The sequence below is a fragment of the Dyadobacter soli genome (genome assembly GCF_900101885.1).
Classification (GTDB): Bacteria; Bacteroidota; Bacteroidia; order Cytophagales; family Spirosomataceae; genus Dyadobacter; species Dyadobacter soli.
Genome location: NZ_FNAN01000011.1, coordinates 300,438 through 317,460, shown reverse-complemented (window position 1 = coordinate 317,460; position 17,023 = coordinate 300,438). Strand labels below are relative to the sequence as shown.

Below are 17,023 nucleotides of genomic sequence, written 5' to 3'. Positions count from 1 at the left end.
CTCAGCCAGCTCTTGCTGAACCGATTAGCTGCTTTGCCATCTTTTCAGCCGTGTCTGAGTACTGCTTTTCATACTCGTCCATCAGCTCCTGTTTGGAAGGACGCTCTTGCTTTTGATGCTTGTCGGAGATGACCGATAGCGAAGTGTACGGCGGGGTCTTAATGCCGATCGCACCAAAGAAGTTGGTGATGCTTCCGGTAATATGCTGTGTCCCATCCGAATCTCCGGTGATCAAAATCCCGTCTGTTTTCCCGTCGAGCACAGAGCCCTTGCCTGCCAGGATATCGTCATGGATGTGGTCCAGCCGCTCGATAATTTGCTGAATTTGCGAGCAATGGTTTCCCCACCAGATCGGGGTCGCAAATATGATTACCTCCGAGGCGACGAGCTTGTCAAGCACCGCTGGTCAATCGTCGCCTGGTCCCATATCAGTGTAGGTGCCCGGCAGGATATTCAAATCCACCAGTTTGATAATTTCGGTTTCTGAGCCGTGCTTGCCGATTACAGAGGCAAAGAACTCGGACAGGGTCTGTGTGTTAGAGATGCCTTCTTTTTTAAGTGTACCCAGCAGGATGGTGGTTTTCAAAGGTCGGTTGTTTTGGTATGCCCCCTAGTGGCAAACATGTACCAAGACAATCCCACCTATTTTGTATTTTCAATTCAGTTTCAGCGGCGGGCCCACCACTTTCATTTCATTGGCCTCAAATATCGTGGCCACTTCCGCCTGGCTAGGCTCGTGGTCTAACCCTGCCATGCTCACAAAGAAATCTTCCAGCTTACCGGCAGGCTGCAAGATGACCAGCATTTTACCTGTCGCCGATGCCTGCGTCCATGAATGTGGCACTGCGCGCGGAAGAAAAATGGTTTCTCCTGCGGCCAGGCTAAACCGGTCCTCTCCGACCAGGAATTCATATGCGCCCTCTAAAACGTAGAAGACTTCATCTTGCGCAGGGTGCACATGAAGCGGTGTTCCCCTACCCTGACTTAGTGAGGTTTGCTCGAAGACCGCCAGTCCGCCACTCGTGTCGCTTCCGGAAATTTTAACATCGAGCACATTGGCATTAACGCCTTTGAGCCTGATATGCCCATGTTTGCGGCCTTCACCGGCCTTGGCCTTGAATGCGTTGCTGATAGGTGCGGTAAATGTTCTGACTTTGCTCCACGCGAGCGCGGGCAGCATAGCCATTGCCCAGACGCTAGCCAGGAATGTTTTTCTTTTCATGACGGTCAGTGAAAGCTTTGCCCGTTGGGGCCTTTTAGGATTGGATGCATCTAAAATATCGATTTAAACGAGCTTAACAACCAATCAATCAGAATTTTAACGATGATTTTATTTAGCGTACGAATTGGTAAAAGATACAGATACCCGCCTGGACATTACCAGGAGGAACGGTTTTTTCGATCCTAGGGCAAAGCGAAAAAAAATGAACAAAAACAATTCGAAAACAGCTGCCAGAGTGCTGCTCGGGGCTGGCCTGATCTATGCCGGCGTTAGTCACCTGACTTTTGCTAGAAGAGAGTTTCGTGCGCAGGTACCTGATTATGTACCGCTCAGCAAAGACGATACGGTCGTTTATTCGGGCATCGCCGAAATCGCGCTGGGTACTGCGCTGGTGATCGCGCCGCAAAAATACCGCCGGGCGGTTGGCCGAATTGCAGGCCTTTTCTTTACGGCTGTCTTTCCCGGCAACACCGCCCAATACACCAAGCGGCGCAATGCATTCGGCCTGGACACAGACAAAAAGCGCCTGATCAGGTTGCTGTTTCAGCCCGCACTAGTCGCATGGGCATTGGAAAGCACATCACCAGTAAAACCAACCAATAAGCTCCCATGATAGATCAGCGAATAACAGTGCTGACATTAGCGGCTGACGATTTGCCCCGGATGCGGAATTTCTACGAAGGGGCGCTGGGATGGAAACCGGTGGCTGCCAATGACGATATTGCCTTCTATCAGATGAATGGGTTTCTGCTTAGTATCACCGGCCGCAAGTTTATTGCTGAATTAATCGGGATCAGCCCGGAAGGCAGCGGTTTCAGGGGTACTACGATTTCCTACAATGTAGCAACCGAGCAGCAGGTCCGGGATATTTATGACGATTTAAAAAGCAAGGGAGTAAAAATTCTCACGGCACCGACTGCTCCGCCTTTTGGAGGCCTGTACTTTTATTTTCAGGATGTGGAATCGAACGTGTTGGAGGTGGCCTGCAATGATTTTATCCCTATGGATGCTGACGGCAACGCGCTGGGCCATAAACCGATTGATCAACTGTGACCCCGCGATTCCGGCATCAAGGTTATAAGCTTTCGCTGACGCTACCTGTTAATCAAATGAATGAAAGCCAGCTCAGAAATGGAATCGTAACTGTTAACATCTATGATTCTTTTACAAGCAAGCAGTACAATGATGCGCTCAATACTGAGGCTCCAACCGAAGATGGGAACAATGGAGCCATTCCTTCATACAACATACTTAATATGTCAATGAATTACAGATGGAAAAGCTGGGGCATTGGCGCGACAATCAATAATCTGTTGAATGCAAAATATTTTACGCATCGATATGATTTTTGGGGCGGTAAATTTCCCGGAGCGCCAACGACTGTTAATGTCAAGCTAAGCTACAGGGTGCATAAATAAATTTAGAAAAATCCAGCTACCCACATTTTATGGGAAAATCGAGTAGAGAATCCATTCTTAATTAAATTAAAGGAAAAACGCTACTCTACCTCTGGATCAGGTGGCGCGGTTGGCTAAATCTCTGGAAAGGGCCATCTAAACTGGCACAGTCGGATAATACCGGCCTCTGAGCCATTCAACAGCAATGCTCTGCGCTCCTTGTTCGCTGATGCTGCACAGCGATCGTAATGCAAAAGTATTTGCGCTAATTATAGGTCAAACCGAAAGGCTGCTTCTCAAATAGGAGTAGCCTTTCGATAACTAGTATTCGCTTGAAAGCAATACGAGGAATTACTCATGTAAGTTTCGATGATCTGCAATGGAAAGTCAGTGAACGAACATGTACATACATCTGATGCAGAACCCTACTCAGCCACCAGATTAATGTTAGGGTGCTCGCCAATGATGCTAAGGATTATATCAAAGTAGGTCTGACCAGTTCCTTGCTCAAGGGCAGCTAGCTTCTCTTCGAACGTCTCCCTACTGAATGGGGAGTCCGGCTGCAATTTCTGAGCATAGTAGTCCCTGGTCACATTGTATCCGAGCGCTTTCTTGCTTTTTTCAAAGTCCCTCCAGATTAGATCAGCATGCTCACCTCCCTGGATTTCACCATATCCTCCGTAAAGCATGTCACTAAAGGCGTCGAGGCTGTCGGAAATTTTCCAATCTTCGGATTGCATAAATACCCGGTTTATCTCCTGATAGAATGAAGGGATGTCCTCGATCCTGCTGCCGCTGATAACTATCTGTTTCTTCATTCCAATACCGTATCGCTATTTTTCAAGAAGGCTTTTTCGAAGTTTTACCTCCTGCCGCATTTTTTGCCGGCGCATCGACGACCTGATCATCTTCCTGAGGGGGCACGGCCCGGTACCGCAGATAGGCGTCAGTATGATCAATTTTAATTTCCACCCACATTGGCAAATGATCTGACATCTGAAACGTCCGGTAGTAGGTCTTGTAGTATCCGGTTTTATCTTTTCGGGGATTTCCTTTTGAATCTGTATGATAGTCATCTCCCATAACGGACTCGTAAAGAGCTTCGTCCTGCTTTCGGTATACAGTTTCAAAAAAGTCTAAAACGCCTGCTTTTCCTGTCGTCTCGAAGCGGTTTTCCCTGACCATGAATGCGATCTGATCGTAAAATTTATTCTTTGGAGCGTTACTGCCCGGCAATGCCTGGATTTCCTGCGGCACAATAAAACCAGCATCTGTAATCGCTGTCATTGTCTGGTCGGTCTTGCTGAAAATATTAAAGTCGCCTAATAGCACTAAGTTGGGCGACCATTCATACTGGCCTTTTGCCTTGGAAGCCATCGCGGTGGCAAGATTACGAATTTCCTCGATGCGGTTAGGATCGTCTGCTGCACTTTCGCCGTAAAGGATGTGAACGGTAGTGAGCACAAAATCAGTCCAACCTGCTTTAAAGCCACACATAAATGGTGTCCGCACAAGTTGCTTGCTTGGAGTGTAGATCGTTTGCTTGGTATCGGGATCTTTGGTCTCCATGGGAGGGAGCACCATTTCTCCCGCTAGCCCGCCGAATTTAACCTTTCTGCTATCAAAGACAAAGGCAAGCCGCTCTTCATTGCCTTGCTTGCCTTCTGTAACGTCCGTAACGATATACTCCCAGTTGCTACCCAGGATTTTCATCAGCTCTTTAAGAGCCTTAAGATCTTTGCGAACTTCCTGCACAGCCACCAGATTAAATTTCGAAATGATTTCGGCAATGTAGTACAGCGCCTCGGGCCTTCGTCCTCCGTATTTCGGCGTTCCAAATTCCCGGATATTCCAGGTGGCCAAAAGCAAATTACTTTCAAGATCCTTTTGAGGGATTTCGCGTTTGAGCTGCTCTCTTAGTTTGAGAAGCCGGTCCACAGTCCGGATTCCCTCAGAGGTATTGGTTTGAATGTCTTGATAGAAAGGCATGGCCGTTGCTGTTTGATAAAGTCAGTCCAAGATAAGAATCACACCGATACACAATCTCGCACAGTCGCCAAATCGGTCGAACTTACTTATTTAACGTAATTGAACTTGCTAAGTCTGTTGGAACTGCCGAGTTGTACGGCCGACAACGCTCGACAAAAGCTCCCAATTCAATGACGAGATTTTCCCAGATAGTTTCTTTTAGTCCAATGGGCCGACGGAAAATGGACTGCCCCTCTTCTAGAGGTAAGGCGCTTTGAAAGGCCACTCTCTGTTAATTCTTGAATTTTGATTGACCGACCAAAACTAGCAAATCTGCAATTTCATCATGACACGAAGAGAATTTCTTGCCGCCGCGGCTGCCACTAGCGTGGGCTCAGCGTTGTCGGCAGCCAGCGCTGAGCACCTCCCCAAGCTCCCGATTATCGACACTCATATCCATCTTTTCGACACCAACCGTCCGCAAGGCGTTCCCTGGCCTGAAAAAAGCGATAAAATCCTTTACAAACCGGCTCTCCCAGCTCGCTACCGGGACATCGCCGTTCCACTGGGCGTTACGGGTGCTATCGTGGTGGAAGCGAGCCCTTGGTCTGAAGACAACCAATGGGTACTGGACTTGGCAGCCAAGGACAACATTATCGTTGGCGTAGTTGGTAATCTCGAACCAGGTAAGCCAGAATTTGGCAGACAACTTGACCGCCTGGCGAAGAACCCTCTTTTTCGAGGCATTCGAAATGGAAACCTTTGGGGCCATGATATTTCCAGCCAAACCCAGAACCCGGCATTGATTTCAGATCTGAAATTGATGGCGCAAGCTGGCATGGTGCTCGACACTGCAAACCCTAATCCTGCCCTTATCGAAGCTATCCTCAGGATCACCGATCAGGTGCCGGATTTGAAACTGGTAATAGACCATTTACCTCAAATGGCCATTCCCGAAGACAAGAAAATCAGAAGCGCCTGTGAAGCCAATATGCGCGAGATAGGCCAGCGGCATCAGGTATATGTAAAAGTTTCCGAAGTGTTGCGAAAGGTCGATGGACAAATTCCGACCAGGCTGGAATTTTACCGTCATCGGTTGGATGAACTCTACGACATTATTGGTGAAGACAGACTGTTGTATGGCAGCGACTGGCCCAACAGCGATCAATGGCTTCCGTTCCACGAAGGACTGACCCTGGTACGTCAATACTTCATGGAAAAAGGGCCCGCTGTTGCAGAAAAATACTTTTGGAAGAATTCAATCGCAGCATATCAATGGCAAAAGCGCGACCAAAATCAACCCTGGTTCAAGTAGCTGGCTGTCGCAAATCGATACATTCATTTGCTGCAAACGCCGGCCAATGCTGGGGCCGGAACAATGGAGCCCAGTTTACTATTGGGGCATTACGATTTCTCAATTGAAAAGCAACTCTTACGCTATGAAGGATTTTCTGAATCGAAGAAAGGCCAACATCGAAAACACTATAAAATATACTAGGCTAACCCATTGAAAGCCCTCAAAGATTCCCTTGTCAGGCGCTGGAACGTAGTTTAATAACATTATCGGGTATGCATATGGGAAGAAATCTGCGAGCCCTCCTTTTCCGTTCATTAGCACAGCCAGGGCTATTCCTGCCAGACCGACACCCAGTGTCGAAACCAGATTCTTCACCCTGAATCCCAACCAGAAATGAATAGCAACAATCGCAAGGATAGAGATACTAACATTGATAGAAAAATCTAACAATGTAAAAAAATTGGGATTAAAGCCAAGGAAGTTCAGCTGAGCCTTGTACATGCCTATTATTTGCCCAGCCGTGTAAGTAAAGAAGAAAGACAGTATCAGAAATGCCGCTGCCATGGTCAGCACTGCGAGGTACTTCCCGAAAAAGACAACTGCTCTTGAAACAGGAAGAACCAATATTTGCTTCCAGGCATTTGCTTTATGCTCAATTTGAAAACAAAGCCCTATCATCAGGATCAAGTACAATGGCATAAAAAGGATTAAACCGTTGAATGCCCGGGCATATAGTTCATCCCAGGGGTTCACATTTGCAAGTGGAACAAAAAGCTTCCAATTGTAGACGTAGGTAATAACAATTACAGCTGGAATTATGGCCGCACCCAAAACAGTGAGCCAGTAGGCAAACGTTCTGCGTAGCTTGATTAGCTCGGTCACATAAAATTCAATCAGGTCTTTCATCAGCGGTTCACCATTTTTAAAAAAATATTCTCCAGATCGTTTGCAGTTGCTGCAAGGTGATAGACATCTAACCCTGCATCGCACAACAGACGACAGATTTGGGCGGTCTGAGCTTTGCTTGAAGCCTTCACAGATATTGTCTGCGCTGTATTTGCTTCAACCTGATAGTGATCTTTGAGTACCAATGCTGCTTTGCCGTTATCATTGGTCTGCAACAAAAGGGTTGAATCCTGAAAAGAGAGCGATTGCAAGGCTTGCATTGTTCCCTGGAATACGAATTGTCCCTTGCTGATAATTCCGATGTGCGTCGCGACCTTTTCCACTTCGGCCAGGATATGACTCGACATCAAGATGGTCGTTCCGTAATCTTGGTTGAGTGTTTGCAACAGCTCTCTTACCTGAATAATGCCATGCGGGTCAAGGCCGTTTGTGGGTTCGTCTAAAATCAAAAGTTCGGGCTTCCCCAGCAGCGCGACAGCCAGTCCAAGTCGCTGCTTCATTCCCAGCGAGAACTCTCTGACTTTAATGCGGGCCGAAGCAGTGAGGCCAACGATTTCAAGTACATGGCTACACATACCTGGGTCTAGCTTGCGGATCCTGCGACCAATTTCAAGGTTTTCCACAGCAGTAAGATGCTCATAAAGCGACGGCGTTTCAATCATCGCCCCTATCCTGGAAAAGAGCTGCCAGCTTTTCCGTGAGACAGGCTGGCCAAAAAGCGCTACCGAGCCCGCGTGAGGCGACAGTAGTCCGAGCAGCAAGCGTATAGTAGTGGTTTTACCTGCCCCATTAGGGCCCAGAAATCCATAGATCTGCCCGCTACCAATATCCAGACTGATGCTGTTGACAGTTTTTACTTGCGGCACATAGCCAAAACTCAGCGAAGTTGCGGAAACAACGGTGTTCATTTACGATTTCTGTCTGTTTGCATTAATTTCGGACTGCCATCATGTGCTTGATTTACCTCTAAGCCTGAATACAATTTACCTGCTTCATGATTGTGATGAAAAGTCCGGGACACAGACCCTATATTCGATGCCCAACGGGCGCTTTTCGGTGCCCAAACCTTCGGGCCGGATAAGGGAGGAATTGACCAATGAACCAGAATTACATGAAACCTATTGACCTGCTGGTATCAAAACTACTCTCGTCAAAGACGGGAGTCCATATGATTTTCTGTTTAGCGTTTGTTGGTATTTTCTCAATTCCTGTTGTCTTGAGTGGCAACAATCAGGTAGGATTCGCCGGGCTTTGCTGCTGTCTTTACTTGCTTTTTTGCACCTACCTCGGCCGCTGGCTAGCAAAACTATCGACTCGGCGTACCCCAAAGGGATCGATCGCATTGCTGGGGTTGGTCGCCTTTTCCTTCTGGACAGTATTGGGAGCATTTGGGGCAGGTCTTCTGTTTAAAGCAGAACCCTACATCCACTTTTCAGAATATCTGGCAATTAGCTTTCCTTTGGTCGTCCTATTTGGAGTGCTAGGGGGATCGGTCTATTTGGTCAGAGTCAGTTTGACCCGCCAGATCAAAGATGCCAGTCTGCGCCAGCAGCAGCAGCAAAGTGAACTTGAACTGCTTGTCTCGCAGCTCAGCCCGCACTTTTTGTTCAATACGCTTAACAACATTTACGGGCTCTCGATGACTCAGCACGAAAGGGTCCCCGCCTTGCTTGTAAAACTTTCTGACTTGCTCAGATACTCGCTCTATCAAACAAAACAGCCGTTTATCCCGATCTGCAACGAGATTGCCTACATTAAAAATTATATTGCCTTTGAGCGACTGCAAACCGATGAAAAAATCAGCTTCCGACAGAAAATAGAAGACATCAACGATCCGGACCTTCTGATCGCGCCAATGGTGCTTATCGTCTTTGTGGAAAATGCATTTAAACACTCGCGGCACGATCAAAGCACCTCACCGGCAATTAGCGTCAGACTCGAAATGTCAGATAACTGGCTGCTTTTTGAGGTCATCAACACCTATTCGGTCGCCAGCCAGCATCATGAAGTAAGTGTTGAATCGTCCGGAATGGGCCTGACTCACACGCTTCGCAGGTTGAAACTTATCTATGGGAATGATTTTCGGTACGATGTCGATAAGCAGTTTAACGAATATAAAATAAACCTTGCGCTCAGGATTATTACGCCATGATAGATTGCCTGATTGTTGACGACTCGCCTATCGCGCGGGATATCATTGCCGGATTCTGCGGCTTTTCGCCTAAACTCCGCGTGCTCGCCAGTTTGGGGCAAGCCCTGCTTGCCCGTCAGGAATTGGAAAGATCGAAAATTGATATCCTGTTTCTGGATATCAATATGCCTGTTCTGAGCGGTATCGAGCTGGTACGAACCTTGCCGGAACGTCCTCAAATCATTTTTACCACGGCTTACAGCGAATATGCTGTCGAGGCCTTCGAGCTGTCTGCATGCGACTATCTTGTAAAGCCCTTCTCTTTGGAGCGTTTCATCAAAGCCACAGATAAAGCAATCCAAAATATCGAGAACCAACAAGGATCGGGCCTCTCAACGAGCAGGTTTTTGTTCGTAAAAAATGACAGGGCTACTCACCGCGTCGACACTGAAAAAATACTCTATCTGGAAGCCAACAGGAACAGCACCAAAGTCGTCACAGAGGACGGTACGCTTTTAAGCAGTTTGTCGCTATCTGTGATAGAGAAACAGTTATCGGCAGCTCAGTTCGTTCGGGTACACCGATCATTCATTATCAGCACCTCGAAAGTTACCAGCTTTCAAAACAGTAAGGCCTTTATCGGAAAAAATGAAATTCCGCTGGGAGAAAACTACAAATCCGGATTTACAAGAGCCATCGGACTGGAAAAGCTTTAACCAATAGACTATCAGGCATTCGATGCATCATAGCCTTACACTCAAAAAGTTCATCTTACATTTGCTGTTGATCCTCGTGGTTACACGCGCGAGCGGCCAGAACAAATTACAGCAAATGGATCAGGACCTGGTAGCAGGCTTGTATCCAAACGTGCATAGCGTTCTGGTGTCCCAAGACAGCAAAACCCAATATGAGCGATACTTTAACGACTACAATGCTGATTCACTGCACGATACACGCTCTGCATTTAAGTCGATCACCAGCCTGCTGATAGGCATCGCAATCGACAAGGGTTTGATCAAAAGTGTAGATCAAAAAGTATCAAGTTTCTTTCCAGAGGACACTGCATTTGCCGCTGACCGCCTGAAACGTCAGATGCGCGTCAGGGACCTGCTTGAAATGCGCAGCGGGTTTGACTGCGAAGAGTGGAACGGCACCCGTGACTGTGAATCGGAAATGGAAAAAGCGCAGGATTGGGTAAAGTTTTCACTTGACCTGCCAATGAAAACCCCGCCCGGGACCGCGTGGGCTTACACATCTTGCGCGAGCATGGTCCTGGGCGGGATCATTGAAAAAGCCAGTGGCATGCCGGTAACGCAGTTTGCCCAGGCACATCTGTTTTCAAAGCTGGGCATCACCCGTTACCGATGGACGGCCGACCCTTCCGGACATGGAATGACTGCGGGATCTTTTTTCATAAGACCGCAAGACATGCTTAAAATCGGGCAACTTGTACTTAGCAAGGGCAGATGGCAAGGAACACAAATCGTCTCGCGAGCATGGATGCAAGAATCAACACAAGCTCATATCCTTATCCCGGAAGGCTCATTTGTAAAAACTAGCAGGTCGAAGGCAGCCGTCCCGCAGCAAGTTTACTACGGCTATCAATGGTATAATGAAGTGATTAAGACAACTTCTGGCATGAGCTTTCCGGTGATTTTTGCCTCGGGAAATGGCGGTCAATACATTCTAATCATCCGGCAGTTGAAGATGGTTATCGTCTTCACTCAGGGAAACTACGGCAATAGAACTGCGAAACAAGCCTTTGATGTCGTGGCTAAATACATTCTGCCATCCAATTAAGCTACGTGTAAGAAGGTAATGCATCTTCAAAGTTTAAAGCAACACATGCCGAACACCAAATTTCCTAATCAGACCGGGAAGGCTACTCAGACCTGAGCGTATCTGCCGGATTACTCATCGCCGCACGGTAAGATTGAACGCCAATTGTCGCAAGACCGATAAAAAGCAGGCTAAGCAGGCACCTGACAAAAGCCATTGGCCCCAGCGCGGTATGGTAGGTGAATATCCGAAGGAAAAGCCCGCCGAGCACATAGCCGATCGGCAATGCGATCACGGACGCTACCAGGATGAGCTTCACAAAACTTCCGCTTAAAAGCGCCATGATCTGCGCAACACTCGCGCCCATCACCTTTCTGATGCCCACTTCCTTAACTCGCTTTTCGGTGGTGTAGGTCACCATCCCCAGAAGGCCCATACCTGCAATCAGAAAGACAATCAGCACAATAACCCCTGTGAAACGCTGATCTCCTCCTTCGGCGTAATCTTCGTAGAGCTGGCTTTCATACCAGGAATAGACAAACGATTCGCGCGGGTAAAGCCGCTTCCATGCACCGGCTAGCAAGGCCTGAATACGCCCCTTGTCTGCCTGCTGATCTACTTTGACCGACATAACCTTCATTTCAGAAACGTCATATGCCAGCACGAGCGGCGCTACCGGCAGCTCATAGCGCATAAAACAGAAATTTTTCACGACCCCGGCCACCTGAACGCTGGTCTGGTTGAGCTTGATTGTCTGGCCGACAAGATCCTTTGGGGTGTCAAAACCCAGTACTTTCGCGGCCCTTTCATTGATGACCACGAAACGTCCGACACTATCCTGGAAAGTTTCGGGCAGATTTGATCCGGCAACGAACTTCAACTGCATATTCTCAATAAAACCTGCATCGGCAGCGTAAATGTAGGTATCCTGAGCAACCGAAGGATTACTGTCAGAGCCAGTTGTGGAAATCTTGGCCTTTCCAGACCCTTCGTTAAGTGTAGCCGAGGTGAGCCCGACGCGTTCCACGCCGGCCATTTTTGATAGTTCGGCCGCCAGTAGCCGGAAATCTTTTCCCGCAACAGGTATATTGACGATCCCCTTTCGGTTGTAGTTTTCATTGTCGGTTGCCATATACTCAAACTGGCTGTTAGAAATTCCCGTAAATGTCATGAAGACCAATGCGACCACAAACTGGATTACCACCAGCGATTTCCGGAAGCTAATTTTACCCAGACTGGATGGTCCCAGGTCTCCCTTGATAATTTGTGCAGGCTCGTATGCCGACAAAATCCGTGCAGGTAGAAATCCGGCGAGCACACCTGTCAGCAGGGTGAAAACGATAAAAGACAGCCACAATGCCACCGTGTCGTTAACCTGATAGTTCAGCCAGCGGACATGCATGTAAGATTGGAAAGTGACCAACCCTACGTATCCGACACCCAAGGCTAAAAAAGCGATGACGATAGTCTCGATCAAAAACTGCAAGATAAGCTGCCCACGTTTGGCGCCAGCTACTTTGCGCACACCCACTTCCCTGCCGCGGCTCAGTGAGCGGGTCAATGTGAGGTTCACGTAATTAAACCCGGCCAAAAGGATCACGATGAATGGTACAAGCAAACTGACCCCAATTTTCCAAAGAGGTTCTACATATGGATTGTTCAGCAGCCCTTGGGAATCCAGCGGAATATCTTCCAATGGCTGGCTGCGAAATGTGTGCTTTTTAACGTCTTTAAATGTTACTAACTTATTATTCGAAGCGGCAATTTTGCCGATGGCGGCGTCCAGAGCCGCCTTTGTGCTACCCTTTGAAAGAAGGACGAATGTGTATGTATTGTAATCCTGCCAATTATCGGTGGCAATATTGGGGTTAAGCTCCTTGAAACTTGCCATCGATAAGACCATGTCCGACTTCAAATGGGTGGTGAACGGTTCTATCGGAGCAAAAACGCCAGAAATGGTAAAAACTCCCAGGTCCGGGTTGGTGAGCGTTTTACCAACCGGATCAGCGTCGCCGAAAAACCGCTCGGCCATTTCCTGGGTCAAGACCACCGTGCGCGGCGCGGTGCATGGTTTACCGCTTTTAAGTTTGAAGCCAAATATGTCAAAATAGGCAGGATCCACATACATCCCGCTGACATTCAAAGACTTTATACCGTTATTGAGATTCCCACCGAAATTCCTGACTACCCTGGCTGACTTTGCGACCGCGCTCTGCCCCAAGTTTAGCTTTTCGCCCAGCGGCAAAGGCGAAGATGCCAGCGAATAGAGCTTGTCATCGTTTCCTGTTGCATCGGTAATAATGCGGAAAGTACGGTCCGGATACGGGTGAAAAGAGTCTTTCTCAAAGCTGGTTTGCACCTGCATCAATTGCAGAAAACAAAAAGCCATCGCCAGCCCCAGCCCGACAATATGAATTACAGAGAAGAGCTTGTGTTTCCACAGATTGCGAATCGCGATTTTCAGGTAGCTTTGAAACATGTTGGCAAGTCTAAGCATTTCGATATGCTCATCCGCTAAAATAAGTATACCTAAATTTCAACAATCTAATTACCAAATAGTTAAACAATAACCTAAGCAATTTAACCGTCCGGAAGCGAACAAAGCGGGCGCTTGGCATGATGATAACCTGCCGGCGCACGCTGAAAAATACAAAGCTAAACTGATAAGTTTTTAATGCCGCTTGTTTTTACCGGCCGCACCTATCTATCCCTTCTCTGCTAGGCGGCTTATGTCGAAAAATGAGGCGATAAGGGCTAACACCAGCGCCGTAATCGAACTTACCAAGAGCACAATAAGCTTGGCGGGCTCTTTGTCAAAATTGATGAAAAACATAAATGCAGAATAGACGTATGGATAGTAAATTGATTTGTCCCAGTCCATCAGGATGATACCGGTGATCCATAAACCCAGCCCGAACCCGAGCGGGATAACAAAGTTGCGGAACCGAAGGCTCAGCCAGTATTGGATGACCGAAATTGCCAGGCTGCCAAGGTAGATCCGGCTTGAGATCAGTAGCAGATTCTTCCAGTCGATGCTTTCAATCACCAGTTTATAGGACGCGTTGATGCTATGTACCAAAAGGCCGGAAAGTATCACAAAGCAATCAAAGCAAATGATGTAGCATGGCACCAGGAATTGAATCACCAGTAGTTTTGAAAAGAAGATGTCTGCAAACGAGCGGGGTGAGGCATAGATCTGTTTCCAGGTGTTATTTCGAAATTCGATCTGCACGACAAGATTTGTAATCAATATGATATACATGGGCAGAATCACGGCTGCAACATTTTTCCAGTTGAAACGACAGAAAGTGAGCCAGGGAGTCTGTTCAAATTTCGTTAAGAGTATCTCGGGCCTCTCTAATAGAATGAATGCGTTAATCGCTGGTATGAAGGCTGCGGCAAGGACGGTAAGCCACAACGCGAAGCTTCTCTTTGTCTTAATGAATTCTGCCCAAGTGTTGGCTAAAAATCTTGTTTTCATCGCTTATGCTGAAATGATTTGAAGGAATAGTTTTTCAAGGTCGTTGCCGGCTACGCCCAGGCGACTCACCCTGACTCCGCCGCTGACAAGCATGTAATTGATCAATGCGGCCTGATCCGCATCCGGGCAGACGACCTGGACGGCAAATCCGTGTTTGGGCAAGACCTGAAAATGAGTTGAAAGGATCTGCTCTGCCCTTGTGAGCTTATCCACTTCAATTTCAAGCAGCGACTGCTGTCGCTGCAAATTTTGGAGTCCGGCCAAAGTTCCCTGGAAAAGCAGCCTGCCCTGATGAATGATGCCAACGTGAGTCGCCAGTTTTTCCACCTCTGTGAGCAGGTGGCTCGAAACCAACACAGTCTTTCCCTGATTCTGGCTCAGATCACGGATCAGTTCACGAATCTCAATAATGCCATTGGGATCCAGGCCGTTGGTGGGCTCATCCATAATCAGCAGCTCAGGATCATGTAGCAGTGCGACAGCTATCGAAAGCCGCTGCTTCATGCCCAGCGAGTAGGCCTTCACCTTTTTGTGGGCGGCATTTGAAAGGCCTGTGATGCTTAGTACCTTCTCGGCCCTGCTTTTTGGGCAATCGTAGGCGCGCCGGAATACTTCCAGGTTTTCCTGGCCGGTCAGATGAAGGTACAGCGATGGCTGCTCGATCAGCGATCCGGTGCGCCGCATGATTTCGATGCGACTGGTGTGTAGCTGATGCCCGAAAAGACGGATTCCGGGATTTTCACAGCGAAGCAGTCCGAGCAAGAGGCGTAGCGTGGTTGTTTTGCCGGCCCCATTGGGTCCGAGAAAGCCATAGATGCTCCCGGCGGGGACGCTAAGATTAATGTCGTCAAGGACCTTTTCGCCGCCGCGGAAGCAGTAAGACAAATGATCCGTTTCAATAACGGCTTGTTTGATTTCCATAGTTGTTTTGATTGTCAGTCAAAGAAATACGCGGTATTTCACAACAGGAAATAAAATCGCCAACAGGTCTTTTTCACCTTCGAACGGGGCGGGATAACCGGCCAAAATCCAGGCACTACCGCTCAACCAATCCGTCTGAACAATTCTTCCCGAAACAAATCGCCGATCGGTACTTTTGTTTCGCCTATCCAGATGGTGCTGCGTTCGATTGCAGTGATCTTTTTAAGCGCAATGATGAAAGACCGGTGCACGCGCAAAAACTCTTTCGCCGGAAGCTTTTCCTGAAATGCAGTCATCGTGGTCAAGGTCTCTATCGTATGATCCGGCGTGTGAACGGCCACGTAATCCTTTTTTCCTTCCAGAATCAAAATTTGGTCAAAATCCACACGGACCATTCGGTGTGCGGACCGGATAAAAAGGTATTCTTGCCCGCGTTCGGGCAGCGTCGCCAGGCGGGATTGCACTTTATGTATTGCCTTTAGAAAGCGCTCAAACGAAAACGGTTTCACCAGATAATCGACCGCGTCATTTTCAAATCCTGCCAAAGCGTACTGCGGATACGCTGTCGTCAGTACGACCAACGGCGGGCGGGTGATCGCCTGCAGAAAATCCAGGCCATTGACTTGCGGCATATTAATATCAAGCAGCAGCAGGTCGCATCCGGCCGCGTTAAGCATTGCCAATGCGTCCAATGCTGATGTAAAAGAGGCCGACAGCTCTAAAAATGGGCATTTAGCTACGTAGCTCTCAATGATTTCCAGAGCCAGCGGCTGATCGTCAATGGCGATACATTTAATCATGACCGGACTTACTTAAATGAATGGAAAGGTCAGCAACAAATGAATGCTGATTATCTTGCAACGAAAGTTGGTGTGCCAAAGGGTAAAGTAGCGCCAGCCTGCGACGAAGATTAGCGACACCGACACCTCCTGAAAGCTCTGGCCCTGCTGCCCGAAAACCGTTTTCGGTATGAATCTCGAGCAAGCCACCCTTTATGCTTACCGTAATCAACATAGGTAGTGATCCGTGTTTAAACACATTTTCGACAAGGGGCAAAAGTAGCAATGGCTGGATGAGTATGCCTTCAATCTCTCCGGAGGTCTGAAATTGAACTCTTTCCTCAGATTTACCACCCATCTCGTGCATTGCAACATACATACGCAGCATTTCGATCTCCTTAGCAAGCGGTACCAGCTCGGCGTTGGTCTCATACAACAAATAACGCATCATCTCGGAAATCCGCAGGATCACAGCCGGCGTTTCGGCGGCCTGCCGGAGCGAAAGTGCATATAAATTGTTAAGCGAATTGAAAAGAAAATGGGGGTTGATCTGCCCTTTCAGTACTGCGAGTTCGGATTTCAGGTGCTCGTTTTCCTTCTCTTTGTCTTTGCGCAGTTTTTTCTGCCAGTCCACCAGAAGCCGGACAGCAAGGCCCAACAGCGCAAAGACGGCGTAGTTGCTGACTTTTGTCAGCAAAGGTAGCAGCTGGCCCTGTTGAATGCGTTTGAAGAAAGTTTCGCCTGGGAGCAAAAGATCCTCCAAGCCACCCGCCACGCTCGCCATCAATAACGCGGCCATCAGGTTCACGGTCAAAAAACGCGCTAAACTCTTTTGCGGTAACGTTTGTGGAACCAGGTAATGATAATTTAGGTAAAAACTGCCTGCGTGCATCGCAAATGCAAGTCCATAATGCACGCAAAACACCATGGGGGCCATCCTGGCAAAGTTTCCATAAAACACCATGGTTGCGTAGACTCCCCACACAATTAAATGCGCCAGTGCCGGCAGTTTTCTTTCCAGCAGCGGCTGCCACGCTTCTGTTGTCGGTTGAATCATCTGCGATATTACCGATTTACCCGCTCTCTGAAAAAAAGCAGGGCCAACTCCGTTTTTTCGCCTGCCAACAGACTGATTCTACCGA

General features: G+C 48.1%; 19 protein-coding genes. 7 read left to right on the top strand and 12 right to left on the bottom strand.

Annotated elements, in window-relative coordinates; genetic code table 11:
• Nucleotide 1: 1 nt before the first annotated feature.
• The 3 genes from BLQ88_RS19975 to BLQ88_RS19970 form a co-directional block, all read right to left on the bottom strand.
• The gene (locus tag BLQ88_RS19975; protein ID WP_229212767.1) at nucleotides 2-400 is read right to left on the bottom strand and encodes a flavodoxin family protein; all 399 of its coding nucleotides are present in this window, start codon (nucleotides 398-400) and stop codon (nucleotides 2-4) included.
• A 6-nt stretch (nucleotides 401-406) separates the two neighbouring features.
• A complete protein-coding gene (locus tag BLQ88_RS37240; RefSeq protein WP_229212766.1) occupies nucleotides 407-586 on the bottom strand; it encodes a flavodoxin family protein in 180 nt (59 codons plus the stop codon).
• A 69-nt stretch (nucleotides 587-655) separates the two neighbouring features.
• Nucleotides 656-1,222, bottom strand: a complete 567-nt coding sequence (locus tag BLQ88_RS19970) for a cupin domain-containing protein (protein ID WP_090153724.1) — start codon at nucleotides 1,220-1,222, stop codon at nucleotides 656-658.
• Nucleotides 1,223-1,424: 202 nt separating this feature from the next.
• Here BLQ88_RS19970 and BLQ88_RS19965 point away from each other — a divergent pair, with 202 nt between their 5' ends.
• The 3 genes from BLQ88_RS19965 to BLQ88_RS19955 are packed head-to-tail and all read left to right on the top strand — an operon-like array spanning nucleotide 1,425 to nucleotide 2,640.
• A complete protein-coding gene (locus tag BLQ88_RS19965; protein ID WP_090153851.1) occupies nucleotides 1,425-1,835 on the top strand; it encodes a DoxX family protein in 411 nt (136 codons plus the stop codon).
• The gene (locus tag BLQ88_RS19960; RefSeq protein WP_090153722.1) at nucleotides 1,832-2,275 is read left to right on the top strand and encodes a VOC family protein; all 444 of its coding nucleotides are present in this window, start codon (nucleotides 1,832-1,834) and stop codon (nucleotides 2,273-2,275) included. Before BLQ88_RS19965 ends, BLQ88_RS19960 begins: the two co-directional genes overlap by 4 nt.
• The gene (locus BLQ88_RS19955) at nucleotides 2,272-2,640 is read left to right on the top strand and encodes a TonB-dependent receptor (protein ID WP_143016885.1); all 369 of its coding nucleotides are present in this window, start codon (nucleotides 2,272-2,274) and stop codon (nucleotides 2,638-2,640) included. Before BLQ88_RS19960 ends, BLQ88_RS19955 begins: the two co-directional genes overlap by 4 nt.
• 404 nt (nucleotides 2,641-3,044) lie before the next feature.
• Here the strand turns inward: BLQ88_RS19955 and BLQ88_RS19950 are convergent, their stop codons facing one another.
• Both BLQ88_RS19950 and BLQ88_RS19945 read right to left on the bottom strand, forming a co-directional pair.
• Complete coding sequence (locus BLQ88_RS19950) at nucleotides 3,045-3,437, bottom strand: barstar family protein (protein ID WP_090153718.1); 393 nt, start codon at nucleotides 3,435-3,437, stop codon at nucleotides 3,045-3,047.
• 22 nt (nucleotides 3,438-3,459) lie between these two features.
• On the bottom strand, nucleotides 3,460-4,608 hold the full coding sequence (locus BLQ88_RS19945) for an endonuclease/exonuclease/phosphatase family protein (RefSeq protein ID WP_218132930.1): 1,149 nt from the start codon (nucleotides 4,606-4,608) through the stop codon (nucleotides 3,460-3,462).
• 325 nt (nucleotides 4,609-4,933) lie between these two features.
• On the opposite strand from BLQ88_RS19945, the gene BLQ88_RS19940 reads away from it, so the two are divergent.
• The gene (locus tag BLQ88_RS19940; RefSeq protein WP_090153716.1) at nucleotides 4,934-5,902 is read left to right on the top strand and encodes an amidohydrolase family protein; all 969 of its coding nucleotides are present in this window, start codon (nucleotides 4,934-4,936) and stop codon (nucleotides 5,900-5,902) included.
• Between the two features lie 117 nt (nucleotides 5,903-6,019).
• On the opposite strand, the gene BLQ88_RS19935 is transcribed toward BLQ88_RS19940, so the two are convergent.
• Together BLQ88_RS19935 and BLQ88_RS19930 are read right to left on the bottom strand one after the other, a co-directional pair.
• Complete coding sequence (locus BLQ88_RS19935) at nucleotides 6,020-6,790, bottom strand: ABC transporter permease (protein ID WP_090153714.1); 771 nt, start codon at nucleotides 6,788-6,790, stop codon at nucleotides 6,020-6,022.
• Nucleotides 6,790-7,698 carry an ABC transporter ATP-binding protein gene (locus BLQ88_RS19930; RefSeq protein WP_090153712.1) on the bottom strand — a complete coding sequence of 303 codons (909 nt, stop codon included), beginning with the start codon at nucleotides 7,696-7,698 and terminating at the stop codon, nucleotides 6,790-6,792. Before BLQ88_RS19930 ends, BLQ88_RS19935 begins: the two co-directional genes overlap by 1 nt.
• Nucleotides 7,699-7,901: 203 nt before the next feature.
• Here BLQ88_RS19930 and BLQ88_RS19925 point away from each other — a divergent pair, with 203 nt between their 5' ends.
• From BLQ88_RS19925 to BLQ88_RS19915, 3 genes are all read left to right on the top strand, one after another.
• Complete coding sequence (locus BLQ88_RS19925) at nucleotides 7,902-8,942, top strand: sensor histidine kinase (protein ID WP_176885035.1); 1,041 nt, start codon at nucleotides 7,902-7,904, stop codon at nucleotides 8,940-8,942.
• Complete coding sequence (locus tag BLQ88_RS19920; protein ID WP_090153709.1) at nucleotides 8,939-9,637, top strand: LytR/AlgR family response regulator transcription factor; 699 nt, start codon at nucleotides 8,939-8,941, stop codon at nucleotides 9,635-9,637. Before BLQ88_RS19925 ends, BLQ88_RS19920 begins: the two co-directional genes overlap by 4 nt.
• Nucleotides 9,638-9,752: 115 nt before the next feature.
• The gene (locus tag BLQ88_RS19915) at nucleotides 9,753-10,721 is read left to right on the top strand and encodes a serine hydrolase domain-containing protein (RefSeq protein WP_176885034.1); all 969 of its coding nucleotides are present in this window, start codon (nucleotides 9,753-9,755) and stop codon (nucleotides 10,719-10,721) included.
• 82 nt (nucleotides 10,722-10,803) lie between these two features.
• Here BLQ88_RS19915 and BLQ88_RS19910 read toward each other — a convergent pair whose 3' ends face one another.
• The 5 genes from BLQ88_RS19910 to BLQ88_RS19890 all read right to left on the bottom strand — a co-directional run bounded on the left by BLQ88_RS19910 (nucleotide 10,804) and on the right by BLQ88_RS19890 (nucleotide 16,938).
• Nucleotides 10,804-13,179 (bottom strand): ABC transporter permease, encoded by a 2,376-nt coding sequence (locus tag BLQ88_RS19910; RefSeq protein ID WP_176885033.1) that lies wholly within the window; start codon nucleotides 13,177-13,179, stop codon nucleotides 10,804-10,806.
• 225 nt (nucleotides 13,180-13,404) lie between these two features.
• Nucleotides 13,405-14,181, bottom strand: coding sequence for an ABC transporter permease (locus BLQ88_RS19905; RefSeq protein ID WP_090153704.1), 777 nt, complete (start codon nucleotides 14,179-14,181; stop codon nucleotides 13,405-13,407).
• A gap of 3 nt (nucleotides 14,182-14,184) precedes the next feature.
• Nucleotides 14,185-15,102, bottom strand: coding sequence for an ABC transporter ATP-binding protein (locus BLQ88_RS19900; protein WP_090153702.1), 918 nt, complete (start codon nucleotides 15,100-15,102; stop codon nucleotides 14,185-14,187).
• A 122-nt stretch (nucleotides 15,103-15,224) separates the two neighbouring features.
• Nucleotides 15,225-15,902, bottom strand: coding sequence for a LytR/AlgR family response regulator transcription factor (locus tag BLQ88_RS19895; protein ID WP_090153700.1), 678 nt, complete (start codon nucleotides 15,900-15,902; stop codon nucleotides 15,225-15,227).
• On the bottom strand, nucleotides 15,895-16,938 hold the full coding sequence (locus BLQ88_RS19890; RefSeq protein WP_090153698.1) for a sensor histidine kinase: 1,044 nt from the start codon (nucleotides 16,936-16,938) through the stop codon (nucleotides 15,895-15,897). The genes BLQ88_RS19895 and BLQ88_RS19890 overlap by 8 nt, the downstream gene beginning before the upstream one ends.
• Nucleotides 16,939-17,023 lie beyond the last annotated feature (85 nt).